General features: G+C 53.7%; 10 protein-coding genes. 6 read left to right on the top strand and 4 right to left on the bottom strand.

Annotated features, from left to right (window positions below; all coding sequences use genetic code 11):
- Positions 1-9: 9 nt before the first annotated feature.
- The 4 genes from D4L85_RS21555 to D4L85_RS21570 all read right to left on the bottom strand — a co-directional run bounded on the left by D4L85_RS21555 (position 10) and on the right by D4L85_RS21570 (position 4429).
- Complete coding sequence (locus D4L85_RS21555) at positions 10-1065, bottom strand: efflux RND transporter periplasmic adaptor subunit (protein ID WP_119756245.1); 1056 nt, start codon at positions 1063-1065, stop codon at positions 10-12.
- Between the two features lie 46 nt (positions 1066-1111).
- Entirely contained in the window at positions 1112-2443 is a 1332-nt protein-coding gene (locus D4L85_RS21560; protein WP_160143903.1) for a TolC family protein, read from the bottom strand.
- Positions 2444-2781: 338 nt separating this feature from the next.
- A complete protein-coding gene (locus tag D4L85_RS21565) occupies positions 2782-3951 on the bottom strand; it encodes a helix-turn-helix domain-containing protein (protein WP_119756247.1) in 1170 nt (389 codons plus the stop codon).
- 133 nt (positions 3952-4084) lie between these two features.
- Entirely contained in the window at positions 4085-4429 is a 345-nt protein-coding gene (locus D4L85_RS21570) for a hypothetical protein (protein ID WP_119756248.1), read from the bottom strand.
- A gap of 435 nt (positions 4430-4864) precedes the next feature.
- Between D4L85_RS21570 and D4L85_RS21575 the strand changes: the two genes are divergently transcribed.
- From D4L85_RS21575 to treY, 6 genes are all read left to right on the top strand, one after another.
- Complete coding sequence (locus D4L85_RS21575) at positions 4865-5743, top strand: alpha/beta fold hydrolase (RefSeq protein ID WP_119756249.1); 879 nt, start codon at positions 4865-4867, stop codon at positions 5741-5743.
- A 270-nt stretch (positions 5744-6013) separates the two neighbouring features.
- Positions 6014-7570, top strand: coding sequence for a glycosyltransferase family 4 protein (locus tag D4L85_RS21580; RefSeq protein ID WP_119756250.1), 1557 nt, complete (start codon positions 6014-6016; stop codon positions 7568-7570).
- On the top strand, positions 7554-8861 hold the full coding sequence (locus D4L85_RS21585; RefSeq protein WP_119756251.1) for a glycoside hydrolase family 57 protein: 1308 nt from the start codon (positions 7554-7556) through the stop codon (positions 8859-8861). The genes D4L85_RS21580 and D4L85_RS21585 overlap by 17 nt, the downstream gene beginning before the upstream one ends.
- Positions 8851-11007 carry a glycogen debranching protein GlgX gene (gene glgX / locus D4L85_RS21590; RefSeq protein ID WP_119756252.1) on the top strand — a complete coding sequence of 719 codons (2157 nt, stop codon included), beginning with the start codon at positions 8851-8853 and terminating at the stop codon, positions 11005-11007. Before D4L85_RS21585 ends, glgX begins: the two co-directional genes overlap by 11 nt.
- Positions 11004-12842, top strand: a complete 1839-nt coding sequence (gene treZ / locus D4L85_RS21595; protein WP_228450574.1) for a malto-oligosyltrehalose trehalohydrolase — start codon at positions 11004-11006, stop codon at positions 12840-12842. Before glgX ends, treZ begins: the two co-directional genes overlap by 4 nt.
- Positions 12835-17034, top strand: coding sequence for a malto-oligosyltrehalose synthase (treY, locus tag D4L85_RS21600; RefSeq protein WP_119756253.1), 4200 nt, complete (start codon positions 12835-12837; stop codon positions 17032-17034). Before treZ ends, treY begins: the two co-directional genes overlap by 8 nt.
- Positions 17035-17056: the final 22 nt, after the last annotated feature.

Below are 17056 nucleotides of genomic sequence, written 5' to 3' on the forward strand. Positions count from 1 at the left end.
TGGTGAATACTATTTTACAATTTCAACCGGCGAGCCATTGCTCAGGTTGATGTGGCCACTGGCCACGACAATGTCCCCGGCTTGCAGGCCTTCCACGACCTCAATCGATGTGTCGTTGGCGTGACCCGTGCGAATCGAACGAAGGGCAGCCTTGCCATCGCGGATCACAAACACGTGGGGATCTTTGGCGGAGCCCAACAGGGAAGTCCGTAAGATCACCAGCGTTTCGTCTTTCATGCCTTTGTTGAGTAAGGCTGTTCCATACATGCCGGCTTTCAGCAACGACGCCGGGTCCGTGTTCTTTAGCAAAATGCGAACGCTGTAGTTGTGTGCATTGTCGCCGCGGTCTGCTACCTGGTCTGTCTTTCCCCACAGCGTTTTGCCGGGATAGAGATCGGTTTCAATCGCGATGGAATCGCCTTCGTGAAAAAGGAAGACCTCTTTTTCAGGCACGGAGATCTCGAGCTTCAGTTGCGAGAGATCGGTGATGCGGGCCACGGCTCCGCTACCCACGACGGAACCGGGCTCTACATCACGCAAGGTCATGGTGCCGGTGAAGGGCGCAACAAGGTTGCTCCACTCGATCTGCTTGGCCAGTTGTTTCACCTGTGCTTGCGCATTGACGAGCGTCAGCCGCAGGTTGTCCAGTTGCAGGTTGCTCACGCCACCGCTTTGCGAGGCGCCTTCATAGCGTTCCAGGTTCCGCTTGGCATTTTCATAGGTGGCCGCGGCGGAGCTGTATTGGGCTTGAAGAAGATCGTCGTCGATTTGTACCAGTCTGGAACCGGTCACCACATGATCGCCTTCGTCAAAATAGACAGCTTCCACTTCACCGTGTACCTGGGGCACCAGCATCACTTCGCGAAAGGCCGCAAAGGTGCCGGTATACGTAAAGGTCTTTTGCAAGCTTTTTACGATGGCGGTGTCGGCTTGCACCAGCACTTTTTTGTTGGCGTCGGGCCGGTAAACGTTTTCTTCTACGACGCGTTTGTTGTTTTTCAATTTGAACGCTACCGATACGAAGAGCACGGCGATCAAACTGGAAAGGATGATTTTTGTTTTCATGAGGATTTGTTTCTTGTTGGTTTTGTTTTTTATAAATGAATCGGGATTATGGTTTTGTGATCAATGTTCCGTTGGCCTTTTTCAGCGAGAGCTCGGCAAGTTTGAGGTTTAGCAAAGCGTTGCTGTAGTTGGTCCGGGCATTGGTCAGATCGTTCTGGGCGTTGAGCAGATCGGTGAGCGTGGTGATGCCACTTTCGTATTCACCGCTGGCGCTGGCAAATAATTTCTCCGCCAGGTCCAGGCTCTTTTTATTGCTATCCCAAAGTGTTTTGTTCGAGCGGTAGGTGCTGAGGGCATCTTCCATTTCCTTGTCCGCATTGGCGCGCATCATGGCGAGCGTGTTGATGTTGCGTTGTATGGTCATTTCTTTTTGACGGATCTGGTTTTGCTTGCGGAAGCCGTCGAACACAGGCACCTTCAACGTGAGCGCGAAGTAGCTGCTGCGCACCCAGTCGTTGTTTATGGGCGTGAAGGGGCCGAATTCGTTGTTGTAGCCGGTGTAGCCATACGAAAGGGTGTTGGTCAGCGTAGGGAAGTAGCCCGCGGCGATATTTTTCTTTTCGAACTGTGCCACCTTGATCTGAGCTTGTTGAAGCTTCAGGTCCGGACGCTGCGACAAGTCTGCCGCTTCCGGCATGGCGAGCAGCGCGGCGTAGTCGAACGGCTGCACAGCCAGGGAGTCGTTCACGTCCATGTCCATGAGATTTTTTAGTTGCGTCACATTCTTGCTCAGCAACAGCTTCTGGTTTTCGTATTGATTGCGCAAGTTTTCCAGGTTGATGAGCATGCGGTTGTGAGCGTTGGGCGACACCAGTTCGTTGTCCTTCAACACGCTGTTGATTTGGGTGGCGTGTTCAAGGTTGGTGAGGTTGGTGGCCAGCCGCTCGAGGTTGTCGTTCAGCACCTGGATGCTGTAGTAGGTGGCGGTCACATTGTACACCACGTTTTCACGCACGACGCCGTCCTGAAGACGCGTGGCTTCCTGTGCGGCCTGGGCGGTCTTCACACCGGTGCGGACCGACTGGTTGAACAGCGACTGGCTGAGCTGAAGGTTGGCCGAAGCCGTTTGGCGCATGTTCAGGCTCAGCTTGGTGTATTCGCCTTCGGGACCGCCAAAGGCGGAAGACGGCGCATATTGAGCAGGCAAGTCCTTGTAATAGAGCGATTGCCCGGCGAAGTCCACCGTGGGCAGCAGGGCGCTCTTCAGTTCTTTGACGTGAAAGGCGGATGCGGCCATGTCGAGCTGGCTGTTTCTGAGTTGTTGATTGTTCTTCAGGGCCGCGTCGATGCACTCTTCCAGGGAGAGGGTTTGCGCGGCCAGGTCTTTGCACAAAAGGAGCGAGACCAGGAGAAAGAAAAGGGAAATGGTTTTTGTCATGAGCATTGGTTTTTTGTGATGGCGGTGTTTACGCCGCGAAAAAGGGGTTCGGACATGCGATTGGGTTCGGATTGGGGAATCCGAACTTCGTTGAGGTGCGGATTTGAGAGTTCGGTCGTGTTACGTGAATTGGCCTTGGGTAGGGGCGGTGTAACGGGACGACTTGGGCGCTAAAGTTTTTGGTGAGCAATGAATGGCGCCCTCCTTCGCCGAAGCTTCGGCGGCAGCAAGTGAAGTTGAAGCAAAGTTGGCGTTATGGGTTGAACTGGGATGGGGGAGTTGGCCGGGGTCTATGACACTCCGATTGGATGCGATTTATGTTGATCTCGTTCAGGATTTTAAGCAGCAACCGTTTGCGCCTGGTGTTGCTCTTTGAATTCGGAGGGAGTGAGGCCGGTGAATTTTTTGAAGACGGTGTTGAAGGTGGTTTTGGAGTTGAAACCCGAATCGAAGGCGACGGCCATGATCTTTAGGTTCCGGTTTTTGGGGTCGAGCAGGAGGCGTTGGGCCTCCGCGACGCGGCAACCGTTCACCAGGTCGTAGAAGGTTTTTTGGAGTCCTTCGTTGATAGCCTGTGAAACCTGGTAGGCGGGGATGCCCAATTGGTCGGCGAGGTCCTGGAGGGTGAGCTCGGCCTGGAGGTATAATTTATCCTGTTCCATGAGCCCTTGGATCCGGGCGACGATGTCGTCTTTTCTTTCCGGGTTTAGGGTGTTCTTTTGGTTGCGGGCTTCCGTTTCCTCAACAAGATGGATCTCTTCCAGCACTTCTTCGCGGCTGGCTTTAGGCCGGGCCTGCCATAGGGTGGGCTGCGATATGCCTTTGAATGTGACGGCATATAAATAGGGAGTGATCACCGCCGTGTTGATGAGAATGATCAGTCTGAATTGCTCCGGAAATTTCAGGATCATCGCGTAAAGGAAGATCATCCAGATCGTGAGCACGAGAAAGCCGTTGATGAGCCACCGCATCCACGCCAGGTCAATGCGACTGGTTTCCGAATACAATTGCTGGATCGACCGCTGGTAAGACGATAGGCTCCGTCCGGCGAAATAGATGTAGGTCAGCATTTGGATCAGGCGGAGGATCACGCGCGTCATCGGCCATGGGCTGTGGATCACTTCCGGCGGCACTTGTTTCGATGGTGGATATAGCGGGGCAATTTTCACCACGATATACGCCTCTATGACCACCGCCACCAAGAACAAAATGAAGTGCGGCCAGGCTTTGCGAAACGTGATCTGCTCGCGAAAGCTGCAAACGTAGAGATATAAAAAGGGGGCCACCAGCAAAAGTACCGGTGCCAGGTAGAGTACGCGCTGCCAGGAATAGAAATGCAGGATCAGCGGCGCGAACATGGGGATGGTCAGCGACACGATATACCCCACCAGGTAAATGTTCACCGACCGGTCGCCGCGCGGGTTAAAGAAAATAAGTGCCGCCAGAAAGAAAGCCTGTACGATTCCCGCGCTGACAACGAACAACAACATGTTCTCGGTAATGGTCATGACACGGGGGGATTTGAAGCTTATAAAGATAAGAAATTCCGAGCCTTCCTGTATTTCCCTCAACCCTTGCGCGATAAAAAAAGGGACCTCCTGTTTCAAAGAAGGTCCCTCTCAGGATCGGTACGAATGATCATCACTCGTGATCCGGAATGGGCCTGCCGTTGCCATCAAAACGGAAGGTCTTGATTTTTTCGCCATCCTTCATTTCGACGACATAGCCTTCATAATTCTGCGAACGATAAAAGGTTGCGTTCTCCCACCCTTTATACCGCGAACCTTGAAGCTTAGAGCGCAGGCTGGCCGGAATGTCCATGGCCGTGATCTGCACCATGTCCTTCGTATAATGGCTCGAAGGCTCCGCTAGCGCTGCAACACCCTCACGTCCCCCCTTCATCAAAGTCGTGTCTCGCTCCTGAGCATTCATCCCCGTAACCCCCAAGACCAAAACACCCACAAATAGTAGAATGATCTTTTCCATACGATAGATTTTAAGTTTGACATATTGATTGCTGATTAATGGCTACTGACTACTGACTGCTGGCTACTGACTCTTCACGACAACGCTGCACCTATCCCGCTATAACCACCCCGAAGGCCGGACGCCCTGGCGACGAATTCGAATTCAAAAAGCGTACCTGGACGGGTACTGGAGTTGGGTAAGTTTTTTTCGAAATATTGGGTTAGATTGGGGCGGTCCGATGGGAATTTTTCTTCACAGCCCCTGCCCGTCAGGGTAAATCATTCTACATACTGCCTTGGATTTGGACCGGAGAACGTCACACGAACATTGGCATGGACAGGTGGCCTTTCTCCCGACAGAACATCGGCAACGCACAAGCGTTAATATAGGATGGACTCGCAGGTGCAGGAATGTTCACGCGTCGACCGCTCAGATTTATAAGAAACAAAAAAGATGAACCTCACACACCCCTCTTCCTCCGTCTTCACCAATCACCAGGTGCTGGTCGATGGCCTTTCCATACACGTGGTGGAGGCCGGCAAAGCAGACCGCCCGGCCATCCTGTTCCTGCACGGCTTTCCCGAAAACTGGTCGGCCTTCGAGCAAGTCATGGCCCTGCTCTACCGCGACTTTCGCGTAGTGGCGATCGACCTGCCGGGCGTGGGCACCACGGGCAGCATTTCGTCCACCAGCAAGACCCCCATTGCCCGGCTGGTGAAACGCCTGGTCGACAACCTCCGCTTGCATCAGCTGACCTTGGTTGGTCACGATATGGGGGGAATGGTCACCTATGCTTACCTGCACACTTTTCCAAACACATTGGAAAATGCCATCATCATGAACACTGCCATCCCCGGCATCGATCCCTGGGAGGAAGTGAAGCGCAACCCGAACATCTGGCATTTTGCATTTCACAATGTGCCGGAGTTGCCGGAGATGTTGGTCGGCGGTAAAGAGCGGGTCTATTTTGAATTTTTCTTCAATGCCATCAGCGCCCATCCCGAGAAGATCAACAAACGGGCACGCTCCATGTATGCCGATGCATACGCCAAACCCGAATCACTAAGGACCGCTTTCAATTGGTATCGCTCCTTCACGCAAGATGAAAAAGATAACCGCGAGAGCCGGTCCACGATCGTCGAGACCCCCGTGCTCTACATCCGCGGCGATAAGGAGTATGGCGACATCAACACGTATCTAAAAGGCTTCCGCAACGCCGGTCTCACCAACATCGAAGGCAAAGTGATCGAAGATTGCGGCCACTTCTCACCCGATGAACAACCGGAGAAACTGGCTGAGGCCATCCGGGAGATGCTGAAAGTAAAAGTTTAGCTGGCCTGATCAGATAGGCGCAAAGTTTGTGGGAAACGGTTTGGGGAAATTTTGTAACAACCCGGGGAGGAATTATCCCAAGGGATTTTCTCACGACATAACACAACGATAATACCCGCCGGCCGCATTCCAAAAACTATGGAATTCAGGGACGTTAGAAGTATATATTTCCGGATATAGTTCATTCCTGTTTTATCCAGGGCATTGCCACAATCATGGCACATTTTTTTCCTTTTTCAGTGCAAGGTTATACGTAAAAGGAATGCTTACATGAAGGTATTGATGTTTGGCTGGGAGTTTCCCCCGCACATTTCCGGGGGACTGGGAACGGCTTGCTACGGATTAACGCAGTCGTTGCGGCTGCATGACGTCGAGATCGTACTGGTAGTACCCAAACTTCACGGCGACGAGCCCGACATGAAGTTCGATCTCATCGATGCCAGTCACGTAACGCTTCGAAAAAAAAATGGACGCATGGCCCCGCGCGTTATTGCCGCAGAGCCCCCTTTTGATATTGCTGAGGAGCCCCCGGCTGTGGTTGCCGGGTACCCTCCTGCGTTCGTCGTCAGTGGACCGGAAGCCCATCGCAAGTCGCCGGTGTATACGACGCGGGAAATCGAAGACCTGACAACCCTAGAGATCCCGTCGTATCTCTCACCCTATGTCAACCCGGCTATGAACGTCCTGCCAAAGTCAATGACCGTTTCAACAAAGCGCAGGATGCGGGAAGCGGTGATTCTGGAAACGGATGATAAAAAAGTCGAAAAGAGGATGGAGATGAAGAACGAAGACACGTATAATGACAAGGATAAGGCAAGTGACAATGATAACGTTGATGATCATCCTGATGATACGGGCGCTATGGCGCAACTTCCCGAAGAAGGGTCAGACTTCTATGCGTTCTCCGGGAAATATGGTCCCGATCTCCTTGAAGAAACAAAATATTATGCAGCGGTAGCCGCTGAGGTCTCGCGCCGCCACACCTTCGACGTCATTCACGTGCACGATTGGATGACCTTTCCAGCCGGCTTGGCGGCGAAGGAAGCCAGTGGCAAACCGCTGGTGGTTCACGTGCATTCCACCGAATTCGACCGGTCGGGTGAAATACCACATGCACCGGTCTATGAAATCGAGAAGGCCGGCTTCGAGGGCGCCGACAGCATTGTGGCCGTGAGCGGGTGGACGAAACGCATCATCGAATCACGCTATCATATCGCACCCTCCAAAGTGAAGGTGGCCTATAACGGCGTAATGCCCCGCGAGATCACACCCCTCGTGCACGGCCATCCATTCGGCCCTCACGTGGTCACGTTCCTGGGAAGGCTCACCTATCAAAAAGGTCCACTCTATTTTGTGAAAGCGGCCTATCAAGTGCTGGAAAAATTTCCGGATGCACACTTCATTGTAGCAGGTTCCGGCGATATGCTTCCCCAGGTGATCGAGGAAGTGGCGCACTTGCGCATCTCCACGCGTTTTCATTTCACGGGATTTTTAAAAGGCGACAACGTCGAGAAAGTTTGGTCCATGACCAAGGTATATGTGATGCCTTCGGTGTCGGAGCCTTTTGGCATCACACCGTTGGAAGCGATCCAGGCTGGGATACCCGTGATCGTATCCAATCAGTCGGGTGTGTCGGAGGTGATGTCGCATGTGATCAAGGTGGACTTTTGGAATACGCACGCCTTGGCCAATGCCATTTGCAATGTGCTGGCACACGAGAGCCTGTCCACGACACTGCGCGAGAACAGCAAGTCTGAAATTCAGCAAATAACCTGGAGTAAAGCGGCAAAGAAAATTAAAACCATCTACCATGAGCTCACAACCTAGTCTAACGCCCAAACACATCGTGTTGTATTTCCAGGCACATCAGCCGTGGAGACTTCGCCCGTTCCATTTTTTTGAGATCGGATCGCAGGGTGACGGGTTCGACAACCCCCAGAACGAAGGGATCGTGCGTCGCGTGACCCGGCAGTGCTATCTGCCGGCCAACAAGATCTTGTTGAATCTCATTAAAAAATTCCCACAGATAAAAATCACATTTTCTATTTCCGGCACCTTGCTGGATCAGCTGAAACAATATTGCCCCGAAGGGCTCGCCAGCTTCAAAGCATTGGCCGACACCGGTTCGGTGGAGTTCCTGGCCGAAACGGATTTTCATTCCCTGGCCAGCCTGCTTCCGGGAACGGAGTTTGAAGAACAAGTGCTCGACCACGTGGCCCACTTGCAAGAATACCTCGGTGTTCGTCCCGTGATCTTTCGAAACACCGAACTGATCTATAATAACGACATGGCGAAGAAGGTCCATGCCCTCGGTTTCAATGGCATGTTTCTCGATGGCATCGATGCCGTACTCCAGGGGAAGAGCCCTAACCATTTGTATGAGCATCCTGAAGAAAACGGAATGAAGCTTTTCGTACGCAATTATTTTCTCAGCGACGACATTGCATTCCGCTACCTGGAGTTTGGTAAGAAATTGACGGTAGGAAAATTCATGGCGCGGCTCAAGAGCATACCCCAGGGCGATCCAGTCATCACGTTGGGGCTGGACTATGAGACCTTTGGAGAACACCACAAAGAGGAGACCGGCATTCTCCATTTTCTCAGCGACCTGCTGACGAGCATCGCCAAAGACAAGAACTATAAATTAGTGACACCTTCCGAGGCCATCCGGCAACTCCAGGATACACCCGTGCTCGACGTGCCCGACACCATTTCATGGGCGGATGCTGAACGCGATCTTTCGGCTTGGTTGGGCAACGACATGCAGCAAGACGCCTTTGAGACCATGGCCCACCTGGAAGGACGTATCAAAGCCATGAACGACTCCACCCTCACCGATCGCTGGCGGCGGCTGATGACCAGCGATCATTTCTATTATATGTCGACGAAGCGGAACAGCGACGGCAACGTGCATGCTTACTTCAGTCCATACGCTTCGCCCTACGAAGCCTTTATGAATTACATGAATGTGCTGCAGGATTTTTTGCATACCGTGAAGGAGAAGGAAAAAGAATTGGCCACGCGACCGGAAAGAGGTGCATTAAAAGCGGAGGCCGAACGACGGGAGATGCACACGCCCATTTGGGCGATGAAGTTGGAAAATAGCTATGAGAAATAAGACAGAGACGATCGAGAAAAAGAAGCTGGATGTGTATCCCGGCTTTGCCTATCCTTTAGGTGCTACCTGGGATGGAGCAGGCGTGAACTTTGCGTTGTATTCAGAAAACGCCACTGCCGTAGAACTATGTCTATTCGATTCGCCCGACGATGAAAAAGAAGTTATAAAAATAAAAATCCGGGAACGGTCACACCAGATCTGGCATGTGTACATCCCGGGACTGAAACACGGACAACTGTATGCCTACCGGGTGCACGGTCCCTACGAACCGGAGAACGGCCATCGCTTCAATGCCAACAAACTGCTGATCGATCCCTACGCCAAGGCAATTGCCGGCAAGATCGAATGGGACGATGCCCTGTTCGGCTACATCGTGAACGACGAAGCTGCTGATTTGTCGTTTAGTGAAGTGGATAGCGCGCCTTTTCTACCCAAGTGTGTCGTGAGCGACACGCGTTTTGATTGGGAGAATGACAGGAAGCCTAACATACCCTATCACAGCACCATTATCTACGAAACGCATGTGCGCGGTTTCACCAAGCTTCATCCGGAGATCCCGGAAAACATCCGGGGAAGCTTTGCTGGCCTGGCGCATCCCGTGGCGATCGGATACCTGAAGAAGCTCGGCATCACGGCCATCGAATTGATGCCGGTGCACCATTTCATTGCCGATCGTCACCTGGTGGAGCAAGGTCTGACAAACTATTGGGGCTACAACACCATCGGGTTCTTTGCCCCGGAAGTGCGCTATTCGGCGAGTGGCATGTTGTGTGAACAAGTGATAGAATTCAAGGAGATGGTGAAAGCCCTTCATAAGGCAAACATCGAAGTGATCCTGGATGTGGTGTATAACCATACGGCGGAAGGCAATTTCATGGGACCGACACTTTCATTCCGGGGCATCGATAACGCCAGCTATTATCGTCTATCCGAGGACAAACGATTTTATTTCGACTACACGGGTACCGGCAATACGCTGAACGCGAACCTTCCCAATGTCCTGCGCCTGATGATGGACAGCCTGCGCTATTGGATCCTGGAAATGCATGTAGACGGTTTTCGCTTCGACCTGGCATCGGCACTGGCGCGCGAGTTGCATGAAGTGAACAAGCTCAGCGCATTCTTTGATATCATACACCAGGATCCTGTCATCTCCCAGGTGAAGCTCATTGCTGAACCATGGGACATCGGCGAAGGCGGCTACCAGGTTGGCAAATTCCCGCCGGGTTGGGCGGAGTGGAACGGCAAATACCGCGACTGCGTTCGCGACTATTGGCGCGGTGCCGACAGCATGCTGGGGGAATTCGCCCAGCGTTTTACGGGCAGCCCCGACCTCTACGAAGGCGACTATCGCAGCCCGACGGCCAGCGTCAATTTTATTACCGCGCACGACGGCTTCACATTGCATGACCTCGTATCGTACAATGAAAAACACAACGAGGCCAACGGCGAAGACAACAACGACGGCGAATCGCACAACCGCTCCTGGAACTGTGGTGAAGAAGGCGCCACAGACGACCCCACCATAAAAAACCTGCGCAGCCGTCAGAAACGCAACCTGCTAACAACGCTCTTTCTTTCACAAGGTGTGCCGATGCTGCTGGCGGGAGACGAACTCGGCCGCACACAACAGGGCAACAACAACGCCTATTGCCAGGACAACGAGGTGTCGTGGATCGACTGGGTCAACGCTGATCAATCCTTGCTGACGTTCACAAAAAAACTCATTGGCCTACGCAAAAAGCATCCCGTACTTTGTCGCAGAGGCTGGTTTCAAGGCCGTCCGATAAAAGGTGTAGGCGTGGAAGACATCGCTTGGTTTTTGCCCGACGGAACGGAGATGACCGAAGAACATTGGAGTCACGATTTTGCCAAATCGCTGGGCGTTTTTCTAAGCGGTCACGGCATCCACACGCCCGGCCCAAAGGGAGAGGCTGTGTTGGACGATAGTTTTTATATGATGTTCAATGCACATCATGAGCCATTGGACTATGTGTTGCCCCCGGCGAAATACGCCATCCAATGGAATCAGCTTTTGAATACCGCCACCGGCCAGATTGGCGAAGGTCCCGAGTACCCTCCTCAGGGCACTGTAACGGTCGAAGGACGATCGATAGTACTTCTCCATCACCCCCTCGACACATGATGCAGGCTGTTGACATCGATCGCCGCCGGCTCGGCGTGAATTTTACCGGTGAAGGTCTCGCCACCGTTCGGCTGTGGGCGCCCAAACTGGAGGAGGTACACATTCGATTCAACAATCAAACCATGCCACTCCTCCCGGAAGCCCACGGCTACTGGACCTTGACCACCCCAAACCTGCAGCCTGGCGATGACTACGAATTCATCACCCCCAACGGCAAGGCTATACCCGATCCGGCATCACTTTGTCAGCCCTATGGCGTGCACGGTGCGTCGCGGGCCCTGGACCTCGCCGCCTTTGCGTGGACCGACCACAAGTGGGTTAACCCCAGCCAGGACGATTACATTTTTTACGAGATCCACGTCGGGACGTTTTCACCACAAGGAAATTTTCAGGGTGTTATCGAGAAGCTGCCACACCTCAAGGCATTGGGCATTACCGCCATCGAGCTGATGCCCGTCGCGCAATTTCCGGGCACGCGCAACTGGGGCTATGACGGGGTGTTTCCCTATGCCGTACACACCACCTATGGCGGTGCGAGAGGGTTGCAGGAATTGGTGAACCGGTGTCACACACTAGGCATTGCCGTCGTGCTGGATGTGGTGTATAATCACCTCGGACCGGAGGGAAACTACTTCAAAGAATTTGGCCCGTATTTTACCTCGAAATATAAAACACCCTGGGGCGAGGCCATCAACTTCGACGATGCACACTGCGACGACGTGAGGCGTTTTTTTATCGAGAATGTACTGATGTGGTTTCGCGACTTTCACATCGATGCGCTGCGGCTCGATGCCGTACATGCCATCAAAGATTTTAGCCCCGTTCATATTTTGAAAGCGATCCGGCAGGAGGTGGACGCGTTCATCCAAAACCATTGGTGCATGCACTACTTGTTTGTGGAGCTGGACCTGAACGACCCCCGCTACATCGACCTCGTGAAACGGGGAGGCTATGGCATGGATGCCCAATGGGCAGACGAATTTCATCACGCCCTTCGCGTCACCACCGGGCAGGAGCGAAGCGGCTACTATGCCGATTTTCAGGGTGTGGGTCACTTGGCCAAAGCATATCGCGATGCCTATGTGTACGACGGGCAATATTCGGAACACCGCCTCAAATGTTTTGGCATTCCCGCAACGCAGCAGGCCGGCAACAAATTTATTGTATTCTCGCAAAATCACGACCAGGTGGGCAATCGCATGCACGGCGAACGCACGAGTGCTTTGGTGAGCTTTCGCCTGCTGAAGGTGATGGCCGGGGCGACCATCCTAAGCCCGTACTTGCCGCTGCTGTTTATGGGAGAAGAATATGGCGAAAAAAATCCCTTCCAATATTTTGTACATCATGGCGACCCGCAGCTCATCCGCCATGTGCGCCGCGGGCGTCGTGAAGAGTTCGCTGCCTTCCACACCCGGGGTGAAGCGCCCGATCCGCAAAGCGAATCGACTTTTATCAACAGCAAACTCCAATGGGACCGTCTGCAGGAGGACGAGCACCAGGCGCTGTTCCATTACTACCAGGCCCTGATCGAGCTGCGCAAGAAACATCCGGCCTTCCATCACCTGGACCGCTTTGCGCTGGAAGTTTTCTGCGAGAAAGAAGCGAACGTGCTGGTCCTTCACCGGTGGCACCATTCGGATCATGCATGGTGCGCCATGAATTTTTCAAAAAGCGCACAGCCCGTTGCCCTGGTGGAAGATCAACCACTGCTGAACGTGCTGGACTCCGGCGATGCGCATTGGAAGGGAGATGAACCCTCACCCAGCATCTTGCACGCCGGCAGCTTCATCCTGCCCCCCGAATCCCTGGTCGTATATACCGGAAAATATGACTAATCCCGCCGTCACCTATCGCATACAGTTTCACAAGGATTTCACCTTCCGCCAGTTGGAAGCGATCATTCCTTACCTGGTGTCGCTGGGGGTGGGTGCGGTGTATGCCTCACCGATTTTTGAATCGGTGCCGGGCAGCCTGCACGGCTACGACGGTGTGAATCCCCACCGCATCAATCCGGAGATAGGCACGGAAGACGAGCTCTACAGGACTTGCCGGAAGTTGAGGGAATCCGGCATCGACTGGATCCAAGATATCGTGCCCAACCACATGGCCTTTCACCCCTGCAATCTCTGGCTGACGGACGTGCTGGAAAAAGGAAGGTATTCCGTTTACGCAAACTTCTTTGACCTGGCGTGGGCAGGCGACCTTTTTCATGGCCGCATCATGGTGCCCGTGCTGGGAGCACCCCGCGAAGATGTGTTGTTCAATAAGGAACTGCAGGTGGTCTACCGGCAGCAACGGTTTGCCCTCAAATTTCATAACCATCATTATCCGTTGCATCCCCGGTCGTACGGCCTCATCTTGAACGACAGCCATCCGCCGGAGGCGATCCAACAATGGATGCAGCAGATCGCCGAACTACATGCCATCGACCATGCGGTGCCCTATTCACTCCGTTGGCACGAGCTGTTGTTGCAACTGGACTCCCTGCTCCAAAACGCGAAGGTGGATGCCTATGTCCAAACCTGTCTCGAACAAGTGAACAGCGACGGCCTGGCGTTGAAAAGGATCCTGGACGAACAAACCTACACGCTAACGCCCTGGCAGGTAACGGATCGTCGCATAACGTTCCGCCGCTTTTTCACGGTGAACGAATTGATCGGACTTAATATGCACGACGAAAAAGTGTTCGATCACTATCACCTGCTCATCAAAAAATTTGTCGTCGACGGCGTGTTCCAGGGCCTTCGCATCGACCACATCGATGGACTTTTTGACCCGCAGCAATACATCGAACGCCTGCGCAAATTGGTGGGTGATGATGTATTGATCTATGTCGAGAAGATATTGAAAAACGACGAAACGCTGCCGCCATGGCCCATACAAGGCACTACCGGTTATGAGTTTATGGCTTGGGTAAACCAGCTGATGACCTATGCGCCGGCGGAGAAGAAATTTTCAAACCTCTACAAACACATCCTGAAAAGCGACACGCCCATCGATACGGAAATTGAGGCCAAGAAAGCGCACATCCTGAACACCCACATGCAGGGCGAACTGGACAACCTGTATCACTTGTTTCTCGAATCGAACCTCGTCGACAAAACGCTGTTGACACCGGAAACCCTGGCAACGATTAAACCGGCGCTGGCGGCATTCCTGGTGCATTGCCCGGTGTACCGCTACTATGGTAACGCCTTTCCGTTGGAAACAGGGGAAGCGGAAAAAGTAAAAAGCCTCTTCACGGAAATTCGCGAACGGTCGCCTGCGCTGGGCGAGGGCGTTGCCGTGCTGGAGCAGGCGTTGCTACGTCCCGGGCCAGCGAACGATGAGACCCATGCAAAACGTGCAGCCCAATTCTACAAACGCACCATGCAGTTCACGGGACCGCTCATGGCGAAAGGATTTGAAGACACGCTGTTCTATACCTACAACCGTTTTATCGGCCACAACGAAGTGGGGGATTCACCCGCAATGTTTGGCATGTCCCCCGACGATTTTCATGCCCGCATGGCCGACCGCCAGCGACACTGGCCGCTCAGTCTCAATGCCACCTCCACCCACGACACGAAACGAGGCGAAGATGCACGGGCCCGTCTCAATGCCATGACGAGTCTTGCCGAAGGCTGGGCCGACACCGCGACCGAATGGTTTGCCTTGACAGACCCGTTGAAAGAAGACGGCATGCCCGACGCCAACGACACCTACTTCATCTTTCAGACCCTGGCCGGCGCTTACCCGCTTTCGCACAGCGATAAATTCGCCGGCCGGCTGGAGACCTATTGTGTGAAAGCCCTGCGCGAAGGCAAACTGAACTCCACCTGGTCCGAGCCAAACGAAACCTATGAGGCCACCACCATCAAATTCATAAAGGCGCTGACCAATCTAAGCTCGCCCTTTGGCCTGGCCCTGAAAAAATACCTGGCGACCATTACCGACGGCGGCCTCATCAACTCCCTTGCCCAAGTGGTGTTAAAGTTTACCACCCCAGGGGTACCGGACATTTACCAGGGCTGCGAAGGCTGGGACTTCAGCCTGGTTGATCCCGACAATCGCCAGGCCATCGACTTCGCAAACCACGAGTCCTCGCTGCACGAAACCATGGCCACCACCGAGGGGCACCGGCTGCGTTCCCTCTGGCAAACGCGCGACAACGGCCACATCAAGCAATGGCTCGTTGCCACGCTGTGCAACATCCGCTGGCAAGAGGCAGCCCTGTTTACGGAAGGCGACTATATTCCCCTGCGAATGACCGGCGAACACAGCCATCACGCGCTGGCCTTCGCACGGAGGCGGGGACGCGATTGGATCGTGACCGTCATACCGCTGCACACAGCGTTGCTGGCGCATCGTCAGGATCTGGACATTCTTTTTATCGACTGGGCAAACACGGCTGTGGTGGTGCCGGCCGAGATGCCGCCAGACTGGGTTAGCCTTTTAACGCCGGGCAAGGGCCGGCACGACGGAAAAATACAGTTGTCGGAGATCTTTGCTTCATTCCCCTTGGCGGTGCTGACCTTAAAGGATCAGACCGGCGATCGCGGGGCGGGCGTGCTCTTGCATGTCAGTTCCTTGCGCTCGCCGTTTAGCGTTGGCGACCTGGGGCCCGGCGCTTATGCCTTTGTCGATTTCCTAAAGCAGAGCGGGCAAACCTATTGGCAAATGCTGCCGCTCAACCCAACCCATGCGTCAAGCGCGCACTCACCCTATAGCGCTTTTTCCAGCATGGCGGGCAACACCTTGTTCATCAGTCCGGAGTTGCTGATCAAGGATGGACTCTTGCCGTCGGAAATCCTGCAAACGCATCGCGCGCTCCCAAGCGAAAGCGTTGACTATCGGACGGCCGAAAGACAAAAAGACGAGTGGCTGGACCAGGCCTGGCTTGCCTTTCAAAAAAAAAATGACGCCCCGGCCCGGGAGACTTTTCAGACCTTCATGGAAAATGAAGATCACTGGCTTCACGATTTTGCACTCTATGTGATCCTGAAAACCATCCATCAGCGTTCGTGGAGGGAGTGGCCGGCCGGCTTGAAGAACCGGAATCCCGCGGCGCTGGAAAAAATTGCCGAGCAGTATGCCACGGAGATCCTGAAAATAAAATGGCAGCAATTCATCTTTCACCGGCAGTGGCACCGGTTGAAAAAATACTGCAATGATGCGGGCATAAAGCTTTTTGGAGATTTGCCCTTCTATGTCATCTATGATTCGGCAGACGTGTGGAGCCACCCGGAAATTTTTCAGCTCGACGAAAACAGCGTGCCACGCTTTGTTGCCGGGGTGCCCCCGGATTATTTTAATGATCGCGGCCAACTTTGGGGCATGCCCGTATTTGATTGGGACGCGCTGCGAAACACGGGGTATGCCTGGTGGAAACGCCGTCTCAAAAAGAACATCGAGTTGTTCGACATGATACGCCTCGATCACTTTCGCGCTTTTGCAAGTTACTGGCAAGTGGCCGCAGGAGCCGCCGATGCTGTCGCGGGACGCTGGGAGAAAGGACCCGGCAGGGATTTTTTTCGTGCCATAGAACAGGACTTGGGCGGCGGTCCGTTTGTAGCGGAAGATCTTGGCGAGATCACTCCCGATGTGTTTGCCCTGCGCGACGCTTTTGCGCTTCCCGGTATGAAGGTATTGCAGTTTGCCTTCGGCCCCGACATGCCACGCTCGCTCTATGCCCCCCATAACTACGACACGAACTTCGTCGTCTACACCGGCACGCACGACAACAACACTACACGCGGTTGGTTTTCGACCGAGATCGGAGACAAGGACCGCGACCGCATCAGGCATTATACCAACCTGAGCATCACCGATGAAAATGTTTGCAAAGCATTTATTCGCATGGCATACGCGTCGGTTGCGCGCATCGCGATCGTTCCGCTACAGGACATATTGGGTTTGGATGAGACCGCCCGCATGAACACGCCGGGGAGCACAACAGCAAACTGGATGTGGCGCGTAACAAAAATGCCGGGCAAGGAAACGGAGAAAGAACTCCGGTCGCTCGCCCGGCTTTTCAACAGGATCTAGATCGTGCAGTGATCCTGTCAAG

Origin of the sequence: Chryseolinea soli (assembly GCF_003589925.1) — a bacterium.
Classification (GTDB): domain Bacteria; phylum Bacteroidota; class Bacteroidia; order Cytophagales; family Cyclobacteriaceae; genus Chryseolinea; species Chryseolinea soli.

Bases quoted from the DNA above. Each gene is read 5' to 3' on its own strand.
- D4L85_RS21555 (WP_119756245.1), bottom strand. From the start codon at position 1,065: ATGAAAACAAAAATCATCCTTTCCAGTTTGATCGCCGTGCTCTTCGTA.
- D4L85_RS21565 (WP_119756247.1), bottom strand. From the start codon at position 3,951: ATGACCATTACCGAGAACATGTTGTTGTTCGTTGTCAGCGCGGGAATC.
- D4L85_RS21575 (WP_119756249.1), top strand. From the start codon at position 4,865: ATGAACCTCACACACCCCTCTTCCTCCGTCTTCACCAATCACCAGGTG.
- treZ (WP_228450574.1), top strand. From the start codon at position 11,004: ATGATGCAGGCTGTTGACATCGATCGCCGCCGGCTCGGCGTGAATTTT.
- D4L85_RS21570 (WP_119756248.1), bottom strand. From the start codon at position 4,429: ATGGAAAAGATCATTCTACTATTTGTGGGTGTTTTGGTCTTGGGGGTT.
- D4L85_RS21585 (WP_119756251.1), top strand. From the start codon at position 7,554: ATGAGCTCACAACCTAGTCTAACGCCCAAACACATCGTGTTGTATTTC.
- glgX (WP_119756252.1), top strand. From the start codon at position 8,851: ATGAGAAATAAGACAGAGACGATCGAGAAAAAGAAGCTGGATGTGTAT.
- D4L85_RS21580 (WP_119756250.1), top strand. From the start codon at position 6,014: ATGAAGGTATTGATGTTTGGCTGGGAGTTTCCCCCGCACATTTCCGGG.
- D4L85_RS21560 (WP_160143903.1), bottom strand. From the start codon at position 2,443: ATGACAAAAACCATTTCCCTTTTCTTTCTCCTGGTCTCGCTCCTTTTG.
- treY (WP_119756253.1), top strand. From the start codon at position 12,835: ATGACTAATCCCGCCGTCACCTATCGCATACAGTTTCACAAGGATTTC.